Origin of the sequence: Paenibacillus sp. FSL M8-0212 (assembly GCF_038004645.1) — a bacterium.
Taxonomy (GTDB): domain Bacteria; phylum Bacillota; class Bacilli; order Paenibacillales; family Paenibacillaceae; genus Paenibacillus.
The window spans coordinates 6,415,424-6,438,995 of sequence record NZ_JBBORP010000001.1 but is presented as its reverse complement, the minus strand read 5'-3'; the positions used below and the strand labels follow the sequence as shown (position 1 = coordinate 6,438,995).

Sequence of the window (23,572 nt, the reverse complement as noted above, 5' to 3'; positions counted from 1 at the left end):
AAACATTCTGACCAATGTTATTATAAGTTTCATGACATCTTCTTGAGAAGTACGCACCTGAGAGTGCTGTAGATACTTTGGGGTTCTTCGGTTACTTTTAATAACGGATATACATATATGTGAATTATGGGGGAGTACAAGTGGAACAAGAAATGAAAAAATATGAGAGTGGCGTGCAGGCGATGCTGGAACTGGTCGGTGGAAAATGGAGGATTCTTATTCTGCATCAGCTGATATCAGGTAAAAAACGAACAAGCGAACTTCGCAGAGCCATTCCTGGCATTACCCAGAAGGTCCTAACCCAACAGCTGCGTGAACTGGAAAAGAATGAAATCATCCATCGGATCATTCATCCTCAGATTCCGCCCAAGGTAGAGTATGAGCTGACAGAGTACGGCTTGACTCTACAGGACATCATTGACCGCATATGTCTATGGGGAGAGAATCACTTGGACAGAGTATACGGAGATAAAAGCAGAGTGCTAGGAGATCATTTTAGTGACTATATTCCACTTTCAACTTCAACTTGAGCTGGCCGCCGAATTAAAAATAAAACAAAAACCGTCCTTGATGTAAAAAGGAGGGTATATGTTGTTTTTTGTCCTTTATCAGCGAAACTGATAAATGCTATAAAATCATTGAAATTGACCCTCAACACCCGGTGTGTTAGGTTTTAGAGAGAAGAAATTAAATTAATGTGATGATTTTAGTCGGAATTAAAATCGAAGCAATGCGCGAGGTGGCAAACAGTGGAACTTCAAGTGACAAACAGCCCTTTTAATCAAGAACAAGTTGAACTGCTTAATCGTCTTATTCCTACATTGACCGATGGACAACGGACTTGGTTGAGCGGATATATTGCAGCAATTCAGGCAAGCGCAACAATAGCGGCTCCAGCTAACCTGGTGCAGGCTGCACCAACTACAGGTGTTGCACCTGTCAGTGCTCCGCCCGTATCCCGGGAAGTTACCGTGCTCTTCGGTTCACAAACCGGGAATTCCAGCGGCCTATCGAAAAAGCTGGCCAAGAAACTTGAAGAGCAGGGTCTTCAGGTAACGTTGTCATCGATGGGAGATTTCAAACCGAACGGACTCAAGAAAATTGAAAATCTCCTCATTATCGTCAGTACGCATGGCGAGGGCGAACCACCAGATAATGCGATTCCGCTGCATGAATTCCTGAACAGCAAACGGGCTCCGAAGCTTGAAGGACTTCGTTACTCGGTGTTGGCTCTGGGAGATACCTCCTATGAGTTCTTTTGTCAGACAGGTAAGGACTTCGATAAACGATTGCAGGAGTTGGGTGGTACAGCCCTTGTACCACGCGTGGACTGTGATGTTGATTTTGATGAATCAGCTGCGGAGTGGATGAATGAAGTACTGGCATCCTTAAGCAGTACATCTGCTGGTGCGAGTACGGTAACCACTGAGGCTGTCACAGCTGCGGTGAGCGGCGGGGAATCCGAATATGATCGCACGAACCCATTCAAAGCTGAAGTGTTGGAGAATCTCAATCTGAATGGCAGAGGATCGGACCGTGAAACACGCCATATTGAGTTGTCTTTGGAAGGCTCCAGCCTGGATTACGAGCCTGGTGACAGCCTTGGGGTATTCCCTGAGAATCACCCGCGCCTTGTTGATGAATTGATTGCAGCCATGGGATGGAGTGCCGATGAGCGCGTGACCGTGAATAAAAACGGGGATCAGGCATCTGTGCACGAAGCGTTGCTGCGTTATTTTGAAATTACAGCGGTGACGAAACCGGTGGTAGAACAACTTGCGAAACTGAATCCTGGGAGTGGACTGACGGCGTTACTTGCAGATGATTCCGAATTCCGTACAGTCATGAATAGCTGTGATCTGCTTGATCTGGTTCAGGATTATAATCTGAAAGGTATTCCTGCTGCAGAATTCGTAGCTGTTCTTCGCAAAATTCCGGCACGTCTGTATTCTATAGCGAGTAGTTCGAAGTCTTTCCCAGATGAAGTTCATCTTACCGTTCGTACGGTACGTTATGAAGCGCGTGGCAGAGAACGTTACGGTGTATGCTCGGTACATCTGGCTGAACGAATCGAAGCTGGGGACACCCTGCCTGTATATATACAGCATAACCCGAATTTCAAGCTTCCTGAGAATCCGGATACACCGATTATCATGGTTGGCCCAGGTACTGGTGTAGCGCCGTTCAGATCTTTTCTTGGTGAGCGTGAAGAAACAGGAGCAGAGGGCAAGACATGGCTGTTCTACGGAGATCAGCATTTCTCCACCGATTTCTTGTACCAGACGGAATGGCAACGTTGGCTCAAAGATGGTGTACTCACGAAGATGGATGTAGCCTTCTCACGTGATACGGAACAGAAAGTGTATGTACAACATCGTATGCTGGAACATAGCAAAGAACTGTACCAGTGGCTCCAGGAAGGTGCAAGCGTATATATCTGTGGTGACGAGAAAAAAATGGCACATGATGTGCATGCTGCGCTCACCACGATTCTTGAACAAGAAGGCGGTTTATCGCCTGAGCAGGCATCGGAATATCTGACACGGTTGCAGCAGGAGAAACGTTATCAGCGGGACGTCTATTAATAACCGGCTCAGCCGGATTGCACCATCCCGCAGAGACGAGAGGAGAAAGCAGCATGGTTTATAATAACTTACTTAACCCACAGCGCACGAATAGTGATGTGGAAGATATAAAGATCAAAAGTGATTACTTGCGCGGAAGTCTGACCGAAACGTTGGCCGATCGTATCACGGGGGCTATTCCAGAGGACGACAACCGTCTGATGAAACACCACGGCAGTTATATGCAGGATGACCGTGACCTGCGCAATGAGCGTCACAAATCCAAGCTGGAGCCTGCATACCAATTCATGTTGCGTGTGCGTGCTTCCGGTGGGATTGTAACCCCGGAGCAGTGGTTGATGATGGACAGAGTGGCACATAAATATGCAAATGAGACGATTCGTCTGACCACACGTCAGTCTTTCCAACTGCATGGTGTACTGAAGTGGGATCTTAAGAACACCATTCGCGAAGTGAACGATTCGTTGCTAAGCACACTGGCTGCATGTGGTGACGTAAACCGTAACGTGATGTGTAACCCGAATCCGAATCAATCTGATGTGCATGCTGAAGTGTATGAGTGGGCATGTCAGGTGAGCAATCATCTGGACCCTCGTACGCGGGCTTATCATGAGCTATGGCTGGACGGCGAGAAAGTGATTGATTCTCAGGACTCCGACGAAGAAGTTGAACCAATCTATGGCAAAGTGTATTTGCCACGGAAGTTCAAGATCGGTATTGCTGTACCGCCTTCCAATGATGTGGATGTCTATTCACAGGATCTTGGCTTTATTGCTATTGTGGAGAACGGTAAACTGCAAGGCTTCAACGTTTCCGTTGGCGGCGGCATGGGAATGTCTCATGGTGACGCCAAAACCTATCCTCAGGTGTCCAAAGTCATTGGTTTCTGTACGCCGGAGCAAATGATTGATGTTGCAGAGAAAACAGTTATGATTCAACGTGACTATGGAGATCGTGCAGTTCGTAAACATGCTCGTTTCAAATATACGCTGGATGATCGTGGTGTGGAGTGGTTTGTCGAAGAGCTGACCACCCGTCTGGGATGGAAACTGGATGCGGCACGTCCGTATCATTTCGAGACAAACGGAGATCGATATGGTTGGGTAAAAGGTAATAATGGCAGATGGCACTACACGCTGTTCATTCAGAATGGCCGGGTAAAAGATGTAGACGGCTATCCGCTCATGACGGGTCTACGTGAAATTGCCAAAGTGCATACGGGTGATTTCCGTCTGACTGCCAATCAAAATCTGATCATCGGTAATATCAGCAGCCAGAAAAAGAAAAAGATTGAAGCACTCATTCAGCAGTATAACCTGACGGATGGAGCACATTACTCTGCGCTGCGTAGAAGTTCCATGGCTTGTGTTGCGCTTCCAACCTGCGGTCTTGCGATGGCTGAGTCCGAACGTTACTTGCCGTCCCTGATCGACAAACTGGAGCCTGTACTGGACGAAGCCGGGCTGAGAGACGAAGAGATTGTCATTCGGATGACGGGTTGCCCGAACGGATGTGCAAGACCAATGCTGGCGGAGATTTCATTTATCGGTAAAGCACCAGGGAAATACAATATGTATCTTGGTGGCAGCTTCACCGGACATCGTCTGAATAAGCTGTACAAAGAAAACATTGGGGAAGCCGAGATTCTGGACACGTTGACTCCAATGGTGAACCAATATGCCAAAGAGCGCTATGAAGGTGAACATTTCGGAGACTTTGTCATTCGTGCGGGCTATGTTCCTGAAGTGTTGGATGGTCGACAATTCCACGCTTAATGGACCGGGTCAGATGAACGAAGTTAGGACTGATTTAGCACGGAAGCATTCCTTAGGGGGTGCTTCTTGTTTGTTATATATGGAGAGAATAGAGGTAACGTTTGTTGCTGCTGAGAGATTTGTGAGAGGATAAACTGAGGCTAATCTTCAAATGGAGATGGATAATCACCGCAGTTACTCCCATATTTTCGTGGGTATTAACTTGTTGAAGTACGCTCAACAAGATATAATGGCATAGTAGAAAGCAGATTACATGTTGAAAGTGAGCGGAAACGATATGGGTCGTAAGTGGAATAATATTAAGGAAAAAAAAGCTTCAAAAGATGCAAACACAAGCCGGGTCTACGCTAAATTCGGCGTTGAGATCTATGTAGCTGCCAAGAAGGGCGAACCGGACCCGGAAGCGAACCGTGCACTGAAAGTCGTGCTGGAACGTGCCAAAACGTATAATGTACCCAAAGCCATTATTGATCGTGCGATGGAAAAAGCTAAAGGCAGCGGGGATGAGAACTATGAAGAGCTGCGTTATGAAGGCTTCGGACCGAATGGTGCGATGGTCATCGTTGATGCACTCACCAACAATGTAAATCGTACAGCACCGGAAGTACGCTCTGCGTTTAACAAAAACGCTGGTAACATGGGTGTCAGCGGTTCTGTTGCTTACATGTTTGATCCAACAGCGGTTATCGGGATAGAAGGCAAAAACTCCGAGGAAGTACTGGAACTTTTGCTTGAAGCAGATGTGGATGTACGTGATATCGTGGACGAAGACGACGCTGTAATTGTATATGCAGAACCGGATCAATTCCACGCTGTACAAGAAGCATTCAAAGCTGCTGGTATTACTGAGTTCACGGTAGCCGAGCTGACGATGCTGGCTCAAAACCATATTGAACTTCCAGAGGATGCACAAGCTCAGTTCGAGAAACTGATCGACGCGCTGGAGGACCTTGAAGATGTTCAGCAGGTCTACCATAACGTAGAGTTCGTTTAAGAGAACGAGGCGATACGTGGTTTGATTGCATCATTGTAGCCTTGTCAGGGTAGGACAAATATTAAGAATTCATCATTTTTATAGCTCAGCGAGGGTATACCTGTTAGCGCTTGGTGATTTTTATGATGATATACGTTTTCCTATCTAAGATGTCTAAGGGCAGTATTAAAACTCACTTTTTTTATGGGAAAATCCATATAAGGAGTGAGTTTTTTATGTTATTTGAAGATGTTTACAAAGAGTTTCTTTTTGATTAGGAGATCAAGGACCATAGTATCCCCACTATAAAAGGATATAGAAATAACAATAGGGTATTTCTGAATTATTTATGTAATGAATTTTCAGTTGTTGAAATAGAAGAAATCAACACCTCTCACATCAAAGCATATCTTATGAGCTTGAAAATGAAAGAACTGTTTGAGTTCTACATCAATCATTCCAGTAGTACCAGACTACATTAAGTCAACATATATTGACGTAGTCTCCTAATATATATGGTTGTACGATTGCTATAGGATCAGGAAACAGGAAACAACATCTTCAAGGCAGATAACAGAGGTGTTTATTTAGGAAATAACTTCAAAGTGAGTATGGATGGGTAAGTAAGCTTTATCCTAGATTACATTACAAATCACTACAATTAATCATTATTTTTCTCATTGGATGAATTAAGTTTTTCATACTGTTCCTGAAAGTGCTTAGTGATGGCTGCTTTTCTAATTTGATCGTATGTTTTAACCTTTGTTTGTTCTTATATATCACTAGGTATAGGTCCTAATGATCGAAAACATCTAGTAGACTTTTCTTCTAAGACGTATTCTTTGTTTCAGGAATTAACCATCTACCCCCATTCCTTGTGTTTTATACCATATGATATAAATTCGTAATCTCTAAAAGCAGTATACATGAAAAAGATTTATCTGAATTTAATTAGATATAACCTGTAGATATTTCAAAGCACCTATCTATGGGGAGAGGGCAAAGATAAAAATAGGTAAGAAACTTTAATTAACCAGGAAGGAATGGAATAAAGAACCTATATATGTTAAACGACATTAGGAAGAATTCTTGTTGGAGGAGTAACCGTTATTTTAATTAAAAGGTGAGCATACCATCTTAAGTGTGGTCTTTTATGGCTTGTTCAAATAGTTGTCTGAGGCTTTCAACCATATGAAAAACAGCAGTTAGAGAGCATTCCAAGAAAGGAACGAATTCAATTACATTATTATTTTTATAGAGATATTGAGCGAACTTTATCCACTATGTTAATTCAAAAGAAAAAATGGAAATAACAATTATAATTTATATTCTGAAGAAAATGTAGTAAAAAGACATATTATGTCGAATCATCTCCGCATTAATAGGACTTTATTATTAAAAAAGCTTGATATCATTTACATTTACATATATATCCTATAAATTACCTTTTGTATTAAAAAACAATTGGAGGTATTTTATATGCATTATAAAAAGTTCGCTTGTGCAGTTTTAGCTGCCAGTTTATTATTGCCTACCAGTAGTCAGGTTTTTGCTGGAATTGAGTCTATATCTTCTCAATCAGTGTCACAGGACAATGTCGACTTCTCTAACCTTGATAGTCAATCTATTGAGGAGGTCATGGAATTACCTAAAGATAATATTTCTTTTATTAAGGGTAACTATGGTGACCAAAATATTGAATATACGTACACAAGCGCAGGAAGGGAATGGAAAGCAGTAGAGAACTCGTCCTCTGATTATAAGGAATTGCACAGTGAGATTTATTTGAAAAATGATAATGGTGATTATGAGTTGTTCACGACAATGGATGTTAAGAACATATCTGCTACAAAAATCGATCTAACTTTCACACCAGAGAACGGAAAGGCTTCATACAATGAAACAATTGATATGACTTTCCAGCCTGCTGGTGTAGAAATATTAGATAATCAGCCTCAAGAAAGAATGTCAATTACTGCTGCTGCTGATAATCCATCCGGGCTTCCAATTTCAGATTGGAATCACTATGGTAATTTCTTTTACAATACTAAAGTTACTAAATATACAATTTCTTTTGTCACAAATATTGTGGTTGGTTTGGTTAGTTACAGTACTTTAGGGATAGGCGGTGTAGTTGTCACTACAGCGGTTACTAACTTAGTTAGCGAGATTGTTAAAGATAATATTCCAGATTTATGGTATACTGATAAAGTATATTATAAAACAGTAGTTCCACCTGAGCCAGGTATGTTCAGAATGAAAGTAGCAGAAAAGACTATTCATACATTCTATTCTGACAGTGCCAGAACTAAACATGTTAAAGGGAGTCCAATCACTACTGAAGTCTGGTTGAGAGGATATAAATAATAACAAATGAGACCAAAAATCTTAAAACTTTTAGTTGCTCTTATCACAGGTTTTGCAGTCGTTGTTATCTATCATCTGTTTAGAAATACTCTTAATGATTTTAATTGGATAGAATATTTATTTTTCGCATTAGTGGCTGTAGTTGTCTTTATCTTACTTTCGGTTTCAGATCGTAAGAGAAAAAAGTAGGAAAAAATCTAGTCTATAAATTGACGCTGGTATTATACCAGTGTCAATTTTTGTTTAAAATATATCTAAACCATATTGAACTTCCAGAGGATGCACAAGCTCAGTTCGAGAAACTGATCGATGCGCTTGAGGATCTTGAAGATGTTCAGCAAGTTTACCATAACGTAGAGTTCGTGTAAGAGAACGAGGCGATACGTGGTTTGATTGCATAAAAAGAGTGTCTGACCAATCTGCGGGATTGGACGGACACTCTTTTTTTGTTCTTTTAAGAGTCAGACTGCAACGTTCCAGGGGACTGCTCTGATTTTTCCGATTTACCCCCACCGAACTTGAATAACACAATTCCGCCTACAATCACAAGTACTCCGAGCAGTTGATTCCACGAAAAAGGAATTTGCTCCAGACCGAGCCACCCCATGGAATCAAACAATAGAGCAAAGCTCAGTTGGGATGTCAGCACGATCGAGATGGCATACGTGGGACCAAGTAACTTCATGCCTTGCACGAGACAGAAGACTACACCAACGCCGATGGCTCCACTGAGCCAATACCAGGGTTGCATATGCTGAAAGCTGAATGTATTTTTGCCCTCCACTAGCAGAGAGATGAGGAACGAAGCAATGAATCCGGTGAAAAGCACCATCGTTGTTGTGGACCATGAACCGGTGCGTTCATTAACTTTGCTATTAAAAATCGTTTGCAGACTGACAAGTGCACCTGCCAGTAGCGCAAGCGAAATACCTGTGATTAACATGGTTGTCGAACTCCTTATTCATAAATGTTGTGACCTGCTATTTCACGTAGACCCGCCCGGTCCTTGATCATAATCAATCCTTGATGTCGTTCAATTAACCCGTCTGCACAGAGCTTCTGGATGACCCGGTTTAGGTGTCGGTAACTGGTGCCGATCAGATTCGCGATGTCGGTCAGATTGAACGCATCCAGCTCTTCATGAACGACGTTACCCGCTTCTTCTGTTGAGATGGAGAGCAGGTAGCTGGCTAGACGAACCTCAACGGGATACATCAGGTTGAAATTGGAAAAGTTCGAGTCAATGTAGAATTTGTGTGAGATGATTTTGAGCAAAAATTTAAGTAAAGGTGCATAATCGCTGGCAAGCTCAGCGAGCCATTGATAATGAATGCGAAGCATCACCACAGGTGACACGGCCTGAACCGTATTAACAATATCGCTTTCACGGACATACTCTATGTCACCGACAACTTCAAGCGGTGTTTTGAAACAAAGCACCAGCGTTTTGTCCTGTGCGGAGGTGGTGAAAATCTTGATTTTACCTTCGACTAGCACGTACAAATATTCGGAAGTTTCCCCTTCACGACAGATCAGTTCACACTTCTCAAAGTGGCATAACGTCATATGTGTACGCAGGGGCTCGTGAAATACAGTTTCGAGTTGATATTGCTTCAGATATTGTATTAATTGTTGCTCGTTATGGATTTCTTGCACGCTGTTGTTCACCCCCGACGATATTCTCGAAAAGCTACAGTTTCATAATAATAACGCCCGTGATCATCAAGGCAATGCCTAGAAATTGCGGCAGTTTCATCTTTTGTTTTACCACGCCGAACCATCCGTTGCTATCCACCAGAAAAGTCAGGAACAGCTGTGCAATGAGCAAGGCCGAGATCGTGAATGTAACCCCAATTTGCTGAATTGCTGTCACTTCGCTGAAAATAATGACGGCACCAAAAGCACCTCCAGCCAGGTACATAGGTTTTACTTGTTTGAGTCCTTGAAGGTTGGTGTCTCTAACAAACATTAGGATCAGCGCCGCTAATATGAATCCTGTCAGTTGTGTAATCGTAGCGGCCTGCCATGTGCCCATGTCGGTGCTAATCCGAGTATTGGCAACACCTTGGAGCGTGATACACGCGCCGCCCAGTAGTGCAAAAATAATTCCTCTCATATGTACGCTCCTTATTTAATCACTTCGACTTCTATTATTAAATGACAAATTAACTCTGAACGCCAAGGACAAATGTCCTGAGCTTTGAAGTCACAGCATCTAGAGTACAATAAAGAACCCCGAAAATCCAGATGGGGTATAAAGAGAGATGCGTGGCATATGTGCTCAGTACTCAATTTTTATCATAATCTAACGAACCAGTGACACCTTATTGTACTGATTCGATTGAATTGAGAAATCTAAGGAATCTCAGCAACGTTAAATGGGCTAACTCGGGTAGAAAGTGGCTATAAAACAGGAGGGGATGAAGGAATAGGGTGTCTACGATTCGTTATTTTTGATAATCGGCAAATATTTGCTACATAGGGTGTATGAGGTTCGTTAGCTATCCAAGAAATGAAAAGAGAGTCTGCCGACTCGACCCCGAAGCGTTGAAGGTATACAAGCTCCGGGGTACGCTGGGCAATGAGATTAGAACCAATCAGCTAGATCCTCTCGGTACACATCAAATTCATATCATTAGATCACAGTATACAAAGGCTTCTCGCCTACAAAACGAACAGACAATTCGGGAAAACGTTCTGCCAACCTGTCTGCTAATAGCTTCATTCCCGGAGCCTCGCTCTCTGCATGCCCCATCATGATCAGTGCCTTGGATTTGCCCTGTTGCACAGCATCACGGATATATTCCGGTGTCTCCCATTCGAATCCTTCTCCAGCAATGATGAGGTCCACTTGCTCGTTCTGAATCAAGGGAATCGTCACATGTCCATTACCACGAAAACCTACCAGAACCGCTGCGCGTCTACAGACTATTTCCGCATTGCCTGCAACGCGTACATAGTCGATGCCCAGGGAACTTTTCATATGGCGAGCAATAGCTTCAACGGTGCTTCCTTCTGGAAAAGAAAGGATGTCTGCTTCTGGTATTCGTTGTTCCACATAAGAGGACCACCCCAAGGCCTGAATCAGTCCTTCGGTAATGCCATCCGGTTGGAAGCGGTGGATGATATCATGACATCGATAGATGGAAATGCCTGCTTCGTTGATCAGCTTTCTTTTGTCCATATAAACCGAATCATTTGCAAGCCAATCTGTATGACTGTGATGGTTATAGAACGGAGATTCATGCGCAATAATTAAGTTAGCACCTTGCTGTATGGCTTGTTCAATCACATATTGTGTGGGCATAAAAGCGATGATAATACCTGTGACCTTACGATCAAGTGAGCCGGTAATGAGCTGATCCACCGTGTTTTCCGGCAGTGCAATGTTATCTAAGAGATGAAGTACAACGTCTTGAACTGTAAGATCCATAGAATACATTCCTCCAATAATAGGATATAAAAATAGTGTACCATGTTGACATCTGAAATCTACTGCCTTCCAGATTATAGGGGTCAGTTTTATGGTTTTCGGTTAATACTAAAACATACAGATTACAGTCAGTTAAGATAACAACCAAGAAAAGTGTTAACTATGTACAGATGTTGGATTCATATAGTTTTCTCAAACAAGAATAAGTATACTTACATAGAGTCTTTTTTGCATTAAATGGAGCTGTTTGCAACAAACACGGTTTCTATTTCAATATATACTGAGATTCGATTGAGGATAAGCACTCATATGCAACAACAGAACAGATTGTGAAAGGGGATAACTACGATGACAGCAACAACTATTATGGAACGTCTGAAGAGCGAGACAGCTCATTACCACAGACAAGTAGAACAGAACCCTTATGCAAAAGCCATTATGAATCAAACTGTGACTATAGAAGAATATAGAACATATTTAGAGAAATTTTATGGATTCCTGAAACCGCTAGAGGATCAGGCTGTACAGCAGCCTTTCTGGGAAAGTACGGGACTGGATATTGAGATTAGAGGCAAGGCTGGACTCTTGGAAAAAGATTTACGAAATCTGGGTGCCAGTGAAGAAGAGATTACTCAACTTCCGCTCTGTAAAGAACTGCCGGATATTTCAACACCTGCCCGTTTGTTCGGATATCTGTATGTAATTGAGGGGTCCACGAACGGTGGACAGATCATGACCAAACGTTTGTCGCAGTTCCTGCCCATTGAAGCGGATCGTGGATTGGAATATTTCAATGCCTACGGCTCAGAGACAAGAACAAGATGGAGCGAGTTTACGGGGTTGCTACAGCAGTCCATCAGCACGCCAGAAGATCATGACAACATGGTACACAGTGCATCGGAGACGTTCCGCCTGCTGGATCAGTGGATTAATACGGACAAGGACAAGTAACATGCCGGTTCACCACCCCGAACGCCTGTAGGGCAGACTTTTTTCATATATTAAAAGGTATCTATATAAGTTGAACTTATACATTTACACCTAACGGAGAGGACAGAAAAAACCTGAAAAAGCGAAGCGTGCGCCTAAAAGCTTTCTGAAAGAAAGCTACATCGGAAGCATACGCTTATAACCGGATTTTTCCCTTTAGAAAAGGGAATCGATAAAATCTGGGGATAACAGCGATTGGAAGGTTATTCTGTCATCGTAGTGCAATGTAAATAATCATTAGTTCAACTTATAAACATCATGAGAGGGGATTTTCCTGGCCATGGCCGAACCGAAATCCAAGAAAGAACAAAATTTGTTGAACCGCACATTGCTTCATCAGGGAACATACACAAATGATCCGATAGATCTGAATAACTGTGATAAAGAACCCATTCATATCCCCGGCTTTATTCAACCACATGGTGTTCTTTTGGCCATCAATACCAGTCATACGCCAACCATTGTTCAGTGTAGCCAAAATACGGAGGATCATCTGGGTATTGCCTATGACGACGTTCTGGGCATGCCTTTGGAAAATCTGATTGGCGAGGAAGAAGTAATCAAACTTTTGGGTAGCAGCTTCAATGCAGATGTAACCTCTGATTTGCATTACATGGATCTGACCATTAAGGTGTCCGGTGAAGACCGGGTTTTCTCCTCTGTTCTTCATGAAAGTGAAGGGCTGCTTATTCTGGAGATTGAGCCTTTTTATGAAAAAGAGGACATGGAGACTACCGACTTTGAGTGGATATCCCGTTTTTTTGGTCGGATCAAAAGTACAGATAGTCGCGTGGAAGCAAGTCAGATTGCGGCTGAACAGGTGAAGGAAATGCTCGGTTATGACCGAGTCATGATTTATGAGTTTGACGAGCAATGGAATGGTAAAGTAATTGCTGAAGCGCGTGAACAAGAACTCGAACCATTCCTTGGACACCACTATCCGGCTTCGGATATTCCAAAACAGGCTCGGGAATTGTATCTTCGCAATTGGCTGCGAACCATTGTGAATGTGAATTATAAACCCGTCGAGATTGTCCCTATGCTACAACCGCTCACAGGCAAACCGCTAAATTTGAGTCTTTCGGTCCTTCGTAGCGTATCTCCTCTTCATATCGAATATTTGCATAATATGGGTGTAGGTGCGACTGTAACGATCTCTCTCATTCATAACAATCAACTGTGGGGACTCATCACATGCCATCATTATTCGGCCAGATATGTACCCCATCGCGTACGGAATCTGTGCAATTTTCTGGGGGCATTCTTCTCGAATGAATTGTTCCAGCGTCAGCAACTCGATGATTATCAAGCAGAGATTCAATCACGTGAAGCCGCTTCACGAATTGCCAACATTTTTATTGGAAATACAAGTCCTGCCCGAGTTCTAGAGGAATTACAGGGAGAAGAAGAGACAGTGTTAAACCTGATGGATGCTGCCGGAGCAGCGATCTGTTACCAGGACAAGCTGTTGTTGTATGGTGAAACGCCAAACAGCGGACAGATTCGTGAACTGGCAGGTTGGCTTGCAGGAAAGTCCGAGGATTATAGTTATTACACGTCGAAACTGAGTTCAGAGTATGAAACATCCAAAGCTTATCAGGATAAGGCTTCCGGGGTTATTTATGTTGCCATTTCGCCTGGACAGCATAACTACATGCTCTGGTTCCGACCTGAGGTCGTCCAGGTTGTCGATTGGGCGGGTGACCCAGCCAAAGCGGTGCTCAAGACGGATGATGGCATGCGTCTGTCCCCTCGTAAATCATTCGAAAAGTGGCGTGAGGTTGTAAAATCAACTTCGTATCCATGGACATCCAAAGAGCTGAGCGTGTTACCTTTACTCAAAACCATTGTACGTCGGCAGACAGAAAACCAGTTGGTTCAGGCTGAAGAACAGGCGCTGCAAAATGCTCGTATTTTGCGACAAAATGAACAGCGTTATTTGCAGTTAATGGATTACTCGCCCGTAGCATTCTTTACTTTGACTGACGGTCAGATTATCTACTGTAATACGAAGGCTGCCGAGCTGCTCGGGTTCGAGAGTTCCAAAAACCTGATGGGCAAGGACTTCAGGGCGTTTGTACCAGAGCAAACGAGAGTGACGTTACAACAGAATTTTGAGGAATTAAAGCACAATAACACAAGTTTGATTACCAGCCAGTCCTATTTCACCACAGCAGCAGGTACCTCATTGTTGCTTGAAATTACACTTGCTTCTGTTACGCACGCGGGTAAACCTTCTGTGATGGTTCTGTTGCACAGCGGCGCGTCCCACCATGAACAGGACAATTACACTGAAACGACGAGCCAGCTTCAGAACTATCTGACGACAGATCCGTTAACGGATATGCCAATTCAGACGGTGTTCAAGTCACAGCTTCAGGCTGACTGGGATGACTGTTTACAGGAAAAATGTAGTCTGGGACTGCTCATTATAGATATTGATGATTTCCGTTCGTATAATGCTGCATATGGCCTTCAAGGAGGCGACCTGTGTCTGCAATGGATCGGTGAGGTGCTTACGGTGGTTAGCGAACAGCATCATGCCTTGATCTCTCGTCTTCGTGGAGGCACATTCATGTTAAAATTGAAGAGCACAACGTCTGATTATGCAGGAGAACTTGCTGAAGAGATTAGACAGCACGTGCTGGCTCTCCAGATTCAAAGGGAATCATCCGGTCCGAGTGGAATCGTCACAGTTAGTGTCGGTGGTGCAGTAATGGTGCCAGATGAGCATTCCAATGCATCCGATCTGATCGAAAAAGCGAGTCGAGCGCTGGCTCAAGCGAAAAGTGAAGGCAAAAATCGCGCAATTGTCGTGTGATTACGCCTGTGCAACGTTCGATTTGAAACGATACAATCATTATTTGAAAAAAGTTAAATTGACATGATGAAAAGAGGGCAGAAATGCCTTCTTTTTTGTGTCCAAGAATGTCTAAATTTCGTCACCGCAGACACAGGACAAGTGATATAATGATCCCTATGGATACACTTGTTCGTATTCTGTCTTGGAGGAGGGTGAGATAACGTTCTATGAAAGACAACTCAAGACAATTGGAATTTATGGAGATAGATCTGAGTGAAGAACCTGAAACAGCAGCAGTTCCGGTTCCTGATCGCTCAACCATTGTGCAGTCTGCACATGAACCGATGCAGCATCGTGGAGGCATATTGTCCTCAGAGAAACGTTTTGTAGAGGAAGCAAAGCAGTGGGCAGAGATGGAGGGGGATGTATCCCCGTGGGTTCCCTTTATGAGTTACTGGCCAACGTATGGCGTGATGAATGAAGCCCAGCGCAAGTGGTTTATGTTTTGGAGGAAGGAAGTACGTCAGGGGAGATACCCGGATACCGATCTGTCCTATCTATTTGTTCATATCTACGAGTTAATTAACGGCATTGGCTGGCAGAATCCTCAGGATGGTTATGATCAATTGAAGCAGCTATGGGTGAACTACCGTGAACGGCTGCCTCAATTAAATATATATATGCAAGAATGGATGGTCGATTATGTGCTGGTCCATCAGATGGAGATGTCATTATCCGAGGTCATGGGCCTTTCGGGCGGATACCTGCCAGCAGAGATGCTGGATAGGGAACTGCAACGTATTTTACAGGATAAGGTATCGGATATCTCGCTGAATATGCTGCAAAGATACTATGATTACGATATTACACTCAGTAAATTTTATAGAGATGGCGGCAAAGAAGTGATGGAGCAGTACATCCCGCGGGTCATGGCCTTGGTTGATTCGTACCTGGAACGTACGCGACTAGTTGGACTGTTGCCTGAGTGTGATCCTAACGATGAACGCACGGTGGAGCGTATACTGTTTCGCAAAGCAGTCTATGATGATTCGATCTATGGAAGATCGGTATCGTTCAGATATATGCCCATAGGTGAACAGGCTGAATTTGTGCAGATGGTCACGCGAATCTATCGATGTACTGAAAATAAACTTCGTGAACTGCTCGGATTCAGAGGCCGATTGCGAGGACAGACTCTTGAACCCGAACTTGCAAATCTGATTGAACGTTACCTGGACAAAACATATGCGATCGAACAGGCGGAGTCTGTGGAACAACCGATGATTCGGATTGATTCAGAGAAACTGGCATCGTTACAGCAGGAAAGTGAGTACGTGCGATTGGCGCTTACAATTGAGGCTGAGCACCCTTCTGAAGTGAAGGATGAAGAGGATAACAACGCAAATGTTACAAGTAATCCATTCGATGTACTGGAAGCAGGGAATGAGATCACTCCAACTGAAGGTTCCATGGAGTCGGAGCCATCCGCAGTAGAGAATGCAACAGGAGTGTCAGCAGAATCAATTGGGCTGCAATGGGACGTGGGGGCAGAGGCTGATTTGGATGAAGAATGGCTGCTCTTTGCCCAGGAACTCTCCCCTCAGCAGGTGCAAACGATTCATGTTCTACTTGGTGCAAATCCTGATACGGAGCTGATGCGTCTGGCTGAGCAATATGGAACGATGCCTACGCTTCTACTGGATGAAATTAATGATGTAGCTATGGAAACGATCGGTGATCTTCTGATTGATGGTGATCGGATTGTTCCTGATTATATAGATGTGTTCGAACATGTGAAGAGGTGATAGGCAGTGACAGAACTTAAAATACCAAAGCGGCTGACCACCGCACTTGTAAATTCATTAACGGCGGGTGTTGTCCCGCGCATAGGACTGGAGCAGATTGCTGTTGGTCGGAAACCGGAAGTGGAAGCCATCTTGCGGGATATGGACAATATTGCGGAGGGTGGCGCTGCGTTTAAACTCATTACCGGCCGTTACGGTAGCGGTAAAAGCTTTCTTTTGCAGATGATTCGTAACTATGCAATGGACCGTGATTTCGTTGTGGCAGATGCGGATCTGTCACCTGAGCGACGATTGGTGGGAACCAAAGGGCAGGGACTTGCGACATATCGCGAACTGATGACTCGTCTGTCTACACGCACACGCCCGGATGGGGGAGCGGTGGAGCCAATTTTGCAAAAATGGATCGCAGGACTGCAACAATCCACGATGCAGAGTCAGAACCTGCGCCCGGATGATCCCGCTCTGCCGCTTGAGGTAGAGAAGCAGATCTACGCGGTGACAGGAGAGATGCAGAATCTGGTCCACGGCTTTGATTTTGCCAAAGTACTGGCTTCTTACTGGAATGGGTACAAGCTCGCTGATGATGATCGCAAACAGGCGGCGCTTCGCTGGCTTCGAGGAGAATTTGCAACCAAAACGGAAGCAAAAAAAGAACTGGCTGTTGGTGTTATCATTGACGATGACAACTGGTATGACTATTTCAAATTGTGGTCTGAATTCACAGCGCGCATTGGTTACAAAGGATTGCTGTTGTTCATTGACGAAGCGGTAAATCTGTACAAAATTACAAACAGCGTCTCCCGTCAAAGCAACTATGAGAAATTGTTGACGATGTTTAATGATACGATGCAGGGCAAGGCGGAGCACCTGGGCATATTTGTGGGCGGTACGCCGCAATTTGTGGAGGATGAACGGCGCGGACTATACAGCTATGAAGCGCTTCGCTCCAGGCTTATTGATGGTCGTTATGCAACCAAAGCGTACGCGAATTATACAGGCCCGATCCTGAAGCTGGCGATGTTATCGCATGAAGAGATTCTGATACTGCTCCAGAAGCTGCGGCAGATTCATGCCCTGCATTTTGGATACAGCGCGAGTCTGACGGATGAACAATTGGTTGATTTTATGCAAACGGCGGTGAACCGACTGGGTGCGGATGAATTGCTCACCACGCGTGAAGTGGTACGCGACTTTATGGATGTACTGCATACACTCCACCAGAATCCCAAAGTGACATATACTCAATTACTTGGCGAGCGGGCTGCCAAACCTCAGGAAACGGATAAAGGGTCAGATGCTTCCGCAAATACGGATGGGTTGGACGACTTTCTGGCGGAGTTTGAATTATGAGTGAGAATCCGTTCTATCGATTGGCACCATTCGTTCAGGAATTTATATATAAAAAAAGATGGGAATCGCTTCGGCCTGCTCAGATTGAGGCCTGCAATATCTGTTTTCATACTCCGCATCATATGCTGATTGCGGCAGGCACAGCCTCCGGCAAAACGGAGGCGGCTTTTTTTCCTGCATTGACCGAGCTGTATGAACGGCCTTCAAAATCGGTTGGCATTTTGTACATTGGACCTTTGAAAGCCCTGATTAACGACCAATTCGAACGTCTTAAGGATCTGTTATCCGAAGGGAATATTCCGGTTTGGCATTGGCACGGGGATGTGCCTCAGGCGGAGAAAACAAAACTGATGAAAAATCCTTCCGGTGTGCTTCAGATAACGCCAGAATCGCTGGAAGGTCTGCTCATGAATCGACCTAATGCAATCCCGGCGCTGTTTCATGACTTGCGATATGTCATCATCGATGAGGTGCATGCTTTCATGGGAGCGGATCGGGGAATTCAAGTACTCAGCGAACTTGCCAGAATCGAGCGTATGGCTGGCTGTACACCGCGAAGAGTGGGCTTGTCCGCTACACTTAGTGACTATGATGCGGCTACATCTTGGCTTGCTGCCGGAACGCAGCAGGGGGTGGATGTGGTCTCTTCACCGGGTGGCCGCAAGCTGCGACTGCGGGTGGAACATTTCTCCTTTCCAGATGCACAGGACGAGGAGCAAGCGGAGCAGCTTCATAACGCACGCAAAGCCTACTACGACTTCATCTATGAGAGCACACATCGTAAAAAAGCGCTGATCTTCACCAACAGCCGTACCGATGCAGAAGTCACCATTCTTGAGATGCGGCGGGTCGCGGCTCGCAGACAGGAACGTGATGTGTTCCATGTGCATCATGGAAGTATCTCCGCCATGCTGAGGGAGGAAACAGAAGCTGCCCTGCGCACCGGGTCGGGGCCCGCGGTTGCTGCGGCAACGGTCACGCTTGAACTGGGCATCGATCTGGGCGAACTGGAACGTGTGGTTCAGCTCGGTGCACCGTATAGTGCGTCCAGCTTTGTACAGCGTCTGGGACGATCAGGGAGACGAGAGGACATGGCATCAGAGATGCTTTTTGTATGTCCGGAGGAAGAGGACGAGGAAGCGCAATTGCCAGCGCGTATGCCGTGGACTTTGATGCGTGCGATTGCTGTTATTGAACTATATGTAAAAACCAAGTGGGTCGAGCCGCTTGAAGCCCGCAAAATACCCATAGGTGTGCTCTACCATCAGACGATGAGCATGTTGAAAAGTATGGGGGAGGCGGAGCCGAGAGATCTTGCAGATGCCATCCTTTCGCTGGCTCCCTTTGCGTTGATAAGACCTGATCAATATCAGGTTTTCCTGAATTACCTCATTGAGACAGATCACCTGCAATGGACAGAGGATCGAACATTGATTATCGGTCTGACAGGTGAAAAAATCGTGAATAATTATCGCTTCTACGCGGTGTTTAAGGACGATGAGGAACATAAAGTGCTGAACGGTTCCGAAGAAATTGGTTCGATTACAACTGTGCCCCCACCTGGCTATTGCTTCTCGCTCGCAGGCAAACTGTGGAAAGTGGAAGAGGTCGATCATAAGCACAAGGCTGTGTATGTAAAGTCTGCAAAAGGTAAAGTAGATACGTTATGGCTTGGAGCGGGAGGAGATATTCATACGTCGGTAGTGCAGAAAATGCGTGAAGTGTTGTCTGACTCAGTGATCTATCCTTACCTGTCACCACAAGCCGTCAATCGACTTGAACGGGCGCGCCGCCTAGCTCGTGAAAGCGGACTGTTGAAGCAGGTTGTCATTCCGGCAGGGGGAGATTCGATGTATGTTCTTCCTTGGGTAGGAAGTAAATCATTCCGTACATTGGAGCGCCTGATGAAGCATAATCTGTCCAAGAAACTTGCCTTGCGTTCGGTTGTGCCCATGGAGCCATATTATTTTGTAGTGTCCGGCAAGGTCGACGAACGAACATTGTTAGCCGAGATCATGAGTGAGTGTCGAACGGCCGAAGACGCATCTGCGTTACTGGCTGAAGATGAAGCGCCTTATCTGGGCAAGTATGATGAATTTGTCGCGCCGCCTTTGATCCGTGAGGCTTTTGCCGTGGATGGGCTGGATCTGGATGGATTGAAGGCAGGTTTACAGCAAACATTGGAGTGGGACTCTTCAGGCTCCAATCGAACATGACGTTTTTGCGTAATTATAGTGTGTGAAGAATGGTACAGCAATTGAAGCGACTCGGTGTAATAATTTAGTTCAACTTTTTATATGGAATAGGGTTGACACCATCTCACCTCCCATGTAATATATGAAAAGTCGTCACACACGAATTACATCAAATTGCATATATCATTTCGTATAACCTCGCAGGCCGAAAGTGTACACAGGGCGAGGGTCTCTACGGGAAGCCTATACTTCCTAACTACGATGCCAAGGAATCAATGTATTCCTTGCTCGTAGTTAGGATTTTTTGCATTTAGATGGTGTCTGTGACCTTGGCATGAACCAACATGCGGGCGTATTTTTCTTATCATCAGGAGGTTTATTCACAAATGAAATATTATCTGTCCGTTCTCGCGGGAGCGATGAGCTATGGCATATTATCCACGATTGTGGTTTTGGCGTACGGCGAAGGATATAAACTTGGTGAGGTTGTGGGAACACAGTTGATCACGGGTTTTCTTCTATCCTGGATGCTGGCGCTATACACAAGATTTAGAACCAAACGCAAGTCACAGGCAAATGGCAAAGCATCAGGAGCCGTGGCACAGGTATTCAAACGGTTGACGTGGAAACAACGTCTGTTATTGATGGCTGCCGGAACACCAACGGTAATTACAGGACTCGTGTATTATCAGTCTTTGCGTTATATCCCTGCTTCACTTGCTATTATCCTGTTGTTCCAGTTCACATGGATTAGCGTATTGATTCAGGCGATTAGCAAACGTCAACGTCCAGACAAAGTCACGTTCCTGACGTTGATCATTCTGTTTGGTGGTACCTTGCTGGCAGCGGGTTTCCTGGAACAAGGATTGGGTGAGTTCAACGGTCTGGGTATTGCTCTTGGACTAATGGCAGCCGTAAGTTATTCCCTGTTTGTCTTGTTCAGCGGTAAAGCGGTTCCTTCAGCGCATCCAGCCTTCCGCAGTGCGTGGATGGTTACAGGCGGATTGATCCTCCTGTGCATTTTGTTCCCGCCGACATTCCTCTTTAATGGATTGATCTGGAGCCAGTTGCTTGTATTTGGATTGCTGCTTGGATTCTTCGGGGCTTTTATTCCACCAGTACTGTTCGCTATCGGCGTTCCGCATATTGGTGGTGACATGGCCGGAATTCTGGGTGCAGTTGAGCTTCCAATTGCGGTACTGTTATCCTCAATCGTGCTCCATGAGCATGTCAGCGGATTGCAATGGTTCGGAGTTATCATTGTGCTCATTGGTGTAGCCCTGCCAGAGTTGTATAAATTACGCATGAGACGAAGTCGAAGCACACCGATCTATTCCTGAGTTATACGAAAAGGGATATTAGGAAGCATGAACGGGAATAACCGTAGTAAAGCCTGAGAAATCAGGCTTTTTTTAATGAAATATTCTAGATAAATTCAACTAAACATTTACACGAAACGGAGAGGACAGAAATAACCTGAGGAAGCGAAGCGTGCGCCTTTATTCCCGGATTTTACCCTTTGAAAAGGAAATCAAAAAATCTGGGGATAACAGCGATCGGAAGGTTGTTCTGTCATCGGAGTGTCCAGTGTAAATATTCACTAGTTCAATTTATATGGCTCAACCGCAATAGCCCAGAGGGGTCATTTTCATTGTCATGCGAATCAGGTATGCTTAAAGAATACATCCGTCTGTTGATTGAATATTGATGGGACATCGAATGAGGAGTGTTTATATGAAAAGCTGGTTTGGAAAAACATGGCCTTGGTTAACGCTGGGCCTGACCGTTGTTGTACTGCTTGGATCATTTTTGGTTTATTTTATGGGTAAAGACTTATCCCCCGGATCAGGAAGTGCTGTAACTGCACAAGCTGAGACAGCGGAGGATTTGAAGGGATATGAAGTCATTGATGTGGACGTAAGTAACGATGGTTTTGGACCAGACGTTATCGAGGTGAAAGCTGGCGTGCCGACCAAAATCAACTTTATTCTGACCCGGTCGGTGACACATGTCAAATCAGTCGGCTCACAAAAGCTTGGCATGGATCTATACATGCAAAAGGGACCCAATTATTATACGGTCGACAAAGATCTGCCCAAGGGAGAATACGAGATTCACTGCGGTATGTATATGATATACGCAACGATTAAGGTCGTATAAGCAGAAGGAGCATGGTTTCGGGTCACCGAGCTTTGCTCCTTTTTTTGGTGCGTGATATCATGAGAAAGTGGGTAAAATCGATCAGGAGGTGGCAAAAATGAAAGCGCTATTTATTGGAGGGACAGGCACCATTAGTACGGCCATTACGGAGATGCTTGCACAGCAAGGCTGTGAACTGTATCTGATTAATCGAGGCAATCATAACCGTGACTTACCTAAGGAAGTCAACGTACTTCAAGCGGATATTAATGACGAGCCACGTGTAGCGGAACTGATAGCTGATCTGGAATTTGATGTTGTGGCAGATTTTATCGCTTTTGTACCGTCTCAACTGGAGAGAGATTACCGTTTGTTCAAGGATAAAACAAAGCAGTTTATATTTATAAGTTCAGCATCAGCGTATCAGACTCCTCTGGCTGATTACCGGATCACGGAAGGTACGCCTTTATCAAATCCATACTGGGAGTATTCTCGCAATAAGATTGCCTGTGAAGACTATCTGATGAAACAATATCGTGAGCACGGATTCCCGGTGACCATTGTGCGTCCGAGCCATACGTATGGCCACAAATCGGTACCTCTCGGTGTTCATGGTGCTCAAGGCAGCTGGCAGGTTCTCAAGCGTATACGTGAAGGCAAACCCGTTATCATCCATGGAGATGGCACCTCACTGTGGACCATTACGCACAATACTGATTTTGCCAAAGGGTTTATCGGGCTTATGGGTAATATCCATGCCATTGGTGAATCGGTACATATCACCTCGGACGAATCTGTCACCTGGAATCAGATTCATGAGATTATAGCTGGCGTGTTAGGTGTTAAGCTTCATGCAGTACATGTACCCTCTGAGTTCTTGGCAGCATGCAGTGATCAGGATCTTCGCGGCGGATTGCTGGGTGACAAAGCCAATACCGTTGTGTTTGACAACAGTAAGCTGAAGCGGCTTGTTCCGGAATTTGTAGCAACGACAAGAGCTGATCAGGGTATTCGAAGTACGATTGAGCACATACTGGCCCATCCTGAATTACAGACCGAAGATCCGGAATTTGATGTATGGTGTGACAAGGTCGTTGGCGCACTGGACGAAGCGTTATTAAAGATCAGAGATGAGAAATGAGAAGTAAGGCGTTCAT

Annotated in this window: 17 protein-coding genes, 1 pseudogene and 1 riboswitch; of the genes and pseudogenes, 14 read left to right on the top strand and 4 right to left on the bottom strand. The window is 44.8% G+C overall.

Annotated elements, in window-relative coordinates; all coding sequences use genetic code 11:
• Window positions 1-140 precede the first annotated feature (140 nt).
• From MKX68_RS28000 to MKX68_RS27975, 6 genes and pseudogenes are all read left to right on the top strand, one after another.
• Window positions 141-530 (top strand): winged helix-turn-helix transcriptional regulator, encoded by a 390-nt coding sequence (locus MKX68_RS28000; protein ID WP_280523071.1) that lies wholly within the window; start codon window positions 141-143, stop codon window positions 528-530.
• Window positions 531-749: 219 nt separating this feature from the next.
• A complete protein-coding gene (locus tag MKX68_RS27995; protein WP_340915062.1) occupies window positions 750-2,585 on the top strand; it encodes an assimilatory sulfite reductase (NADPH) flavoprotein subunit in 1,836 nt (611 codons plus the stop codon).
• A gap of 53 nt (window positions 2,586-2,638) precedes the next feature.
• Window positions 2,639-4,360 (top strand): assimilatory sulfite reductase (NADPH) hemoprotein subunit, encoded by a 1,722-nt coding sequence (cysI, locus tag MKX68_RS27990; protein WP_338594332.1) that lies wholly within the window; start codon window positions 2,639-2,641, stop codon window positions 4,358-4,360.
• Window positions 4,361-4,637: 277 nt separating this feature from the next.
• Entirely contained in the window at window positions 4,638-5,354 is a 717-nt protein-coding gene (locus MKX68_RS27985) for a YebC/PmpR family DNA-binding transcriptional regulator (RefSeq protein ID WP_036608916.1), read from the top strand.
• Window positions 5,355-6,812: 1,458 nt separating this feature from the next.
• Window positions 6,813-7,700, top strand: a complete 888-nt coding sequence (locus tag MKX68_RS27980; RefSeq protein ID WP_340915059.1) for a hypothetical protein — start codon at window positions 6,813-6,815, stop codon at window positions 7,698-7,700.
• Window positions 7,701-7,957: 257 nt separating this feature from the next.
• Window positions 7,958-8,068: pseudogene (locus tag MKX68_RS27975) on the top strand (YebC/PmpR family DNA-binding transcriptional regulator); the annotation flags it as partial.
• Between the two features lie 86 nt (window positions 8,069-8,154).
• On the opposite strand, the gene MKX68_RS27970 reads toward MKX68_RS27975, so the two are convergent.
• The 4 genes from MKX68_RS27970 to MKX68_RS27955 form a co-directional block, all read right to left on the bottom strand.
• Window positions 8,155-8,643, bottom strand: a complete 489-nt coding sequence (locus MKX68_RS27970) for a DMT family transporter (RefSeq protein ID WP_062834134.1) — start codon at window positions 8,641-8,643, stop codon at window positions 8,155-8,157.
• A 14-nt stretch (window positions 8,644-8,657) separates the two neighbouring features.
• Window positions 8,658-9,356 (bottom strand): Crp/Fnr family transcriptional regulator, encoded by a 699-nt coding sequence (locus MKX68_RS27965; protein ID WP_340915054.1) that lies wholly within the window; start codon window positions 9,354-9,356, stop codon window positions 8,658-8,660.
• A 34-nt stretch (window positions 9,357-9,390) separates the two neighbouring features.
• Entirely contained in the window at window positions 9,391-9,816 is a 426-nt protein-coding gene (locus tag MKX68_RS27960) for a DMT family transporter (RefSeq protein WP_017688761.1), read from the bottom strand.
• A gap of 519 nt (window positions 9,817-10,335) precedes the next feature.
• Window positions 10,336-11,133, bottom strand: a complete 798-nt coding sequence (locus MKX68_RS27955; protein ID WP_340915051.1) for a Nif3-like dinuclear metal center hexameric protein — start codon at window positions 11,131-11,133, stop codon at window positions 10,336-10,338.
• 348 nt (window positions 11,134-11,481) lie between these two features.
• Between MKX68_RS27955 and MKX68_RS27950 the strand changes: the two genes are divergently transcribed.
• The 8 genes from MKX68_RS27950 (at window position 11,482) to MKX68_RS27915 (ending at window position 23,556) form a co-directional block, all read left to right on the top strand.
• The gene (locus MKX68_RS27950; RefSeq protein ID WP_340915049.1) at window positions 11,482-12,084 is read left to right on the top strand and encodes a biliverdin-producing heme oxygenase; all 603 of its coding nucleotides are present in this window, start codon (window positions 11,482-11,484) and stop codon (window positions 12,082-12,084) included.
• A 319-nt stretch (window positions 12,085-12,403) separates the two neighbouring features.
• A complete protein-coding gene (locus MKX68_RS27945) occupies window positions 12,404-14,944 on the top strand; it encodes a diguanylate cyclase domain-containing protein (protein WP_340915047.1) in 2,541 nt (846 codons plus the stop codon).
• Between the two features lie 209 nt (window positions 14,945-15,153).
• Window positions 15,154-16,731: a TerB N-terminal domain-containing protein gene (locus tag MKX68_RS27940; protein ID WP_340915045.1), complete on the top strand. Its 1,578-nt coding sequence runs from the start codon at window positions 15,154-15,156 to the stop codon at window positions 16,729-16,731.
• 6 nt (window positions 16,732-16,737) lie between these two features.
• Window positions 16,738-18,081 (top strand): ATP-binding protein, encoded by a 1,344-nt coding sequence (locus MKX68_RS27935; RefSeq protein ID WP_340915043.1) that lies wholly within the window; start codon window positions 16,738-16,740, stop codon window positions 18,079-18,081.
• Window positions 18,078-20,297 (top strand): DEAD/DEAH box helicase, encoded by a 2,220-nt coding sequence (locus MKX68_RS27930; protein ID WP_340915041.1) that lies wholly within the window; start codon window positions 18,078-18,080, stop codon window positions 20,295-20,297. The genes MKX68_RS27935 and MKX68_RS27930 overlap by 4 nt, the downstream gene beginning before the upstream one ends.
• A 147-nt stretch (window positions 20,298-20,444) precedes the next feature.
• Window positions 20,445-20,555: riboswitch (purine riboswitch) on the top strand.
• Window positions 20,556-20,662: 107 nt separating this feature from the next.
• Window positions 20,663-21,616 carry an EamA family transporter gene (locus tag MKX68_RS27925; protein ID WP_340016927.1) on the top strand — a complete coding sequence of 318 codons (954 nt, stop codon included), beginning with the start codon at window positions 20,663-20,665 and terminating at the stop codon, window positions 21,614-21,616.
• 394 nt (window positions 21,617-22,010) lie between these two features.
• The gene (locus MKX68_RS27920) at window positions 22,011-22,436 is read left to right on the top strand and encodes a cupredoxin domain-containing protein (protein WP_165980157.1); all 426 of its coding nucleotides are present in this window, start codon (window positions 22,011-22,013) and stop codon (window positions 22,434-22,436) included.
• Window positions 22,437-22,533: 97 nt separating this feature from the next.
• Window positions 22,534-23,556 (top strand): SDR family oxidoreductase, encoded by a 1,023-nt coding sequence (locus tag MKX68_RS27915; protein WP_340915037.1) that lies wholly within the window; start codon window positions 22,534-22,536, stop codon window positions 23,554-23,556.
• Window positions 23,557-23,572 lie beyond the last annotated feature (16 nt).

What these genes read in the sequence shown, in the direction of transcription:
- cysI (WP_338594332.1), top strand. Translation starts at nt 2,639, where the DNA reads ATGGTTTATAATAACTTACTTAACCCACAGCGCACGAATAGTGATGTG.
- MKX68_RS27985 (WP_036608916.1), top strand. Translation starts at nt 4,638, where the DNA reads ATGGGTCGTAAGTGGAATAATATTAAGGAAAAAAAAGCTTCAAAAGAT.
- MKX68_RS27980 (WP_340915059.1), top strand. Translation starts at nt 6,813, where the DNA reads ATGCATTATAAAAAGTTCGCTTGTGCAGTTTTAGCTGCCAGTTTATTA.
- MKX68_RS27970 (WP_062834134.1), bottom strand. Translation starts at nt 8,643, where the DNA reads ATGTTAATCACAGGTATTTCGCTTGCGCTACTGGCAGGTGCACTTGTC.
- MKX68_RS27960 (WP_017688761.1), bottom strand. Translation starts at nt 9,816, where the DNA reads ATGAGAGGAATTATTTTTGCACTACTGGGCGGCGCGTGTATCACGCTC.
- MKX68_RS27955 (WP_340915051.1), bottom strand. Translation starts at nt 11,133, where the DNA reads ATGGATCTTACAGTTCAAGACGTTGTACTTCATCTCTTAGATAACATT.
- MKX68_RS27950 (WP_340915049.1), top strand. Translation starts at nt 11,482, where the DNA reads ATGACAGCAACAACTATTATGGAACGTCTGAAGAGCGAGACAGCTCAT.
- MKX68_RS27945 (WP_340915047.1), top strand. Translation starts at nt 12,404, where the DNA reads ATGGCCGAACCGAAATCCAAGAAAGAACAAAATTTGTTGAACCGCACA.
- MKX68_RS27940 (WP_340915045.1), top strand. Translation starts at nt 15,154, where the DNA reads ATGAAAGACAACTCAAGACAATTGGAATTTATGGAGATAGATCTGAGT.
- MKX68_RS27930 (WP_340915041.1), top strand. Translation starts at nt 18,078, where the DNA reads ATGAGTGAGAATCCGTTCTATCGATTGGCACCATTCGTTCAGGAATTT.
- MKX68_RS27925 (WP_340016927.1), top strand. Translation starts at nt 20,663, where the DNA reads ATGAAATATTATCTGTCCGTTCTCGCGGGAGCGATGAGCTATGGCATA.
- MKX68_RS27920 (WP_165980157.1), top strand. Translation starts at nt 22,011, where the DNA reads ATGAAAAGCTGGTTTGGAAAAACATGGCCTTGGTTAACGCTGGGCCTG.
- MKX68_RS27915 (WP_340915037.1), top strand. Translation starts at nt 22,534, where the DNA reads ATGAAAGCGCTATTTATTGGAGGGACAGGCACCATTAGTACGGCCATT.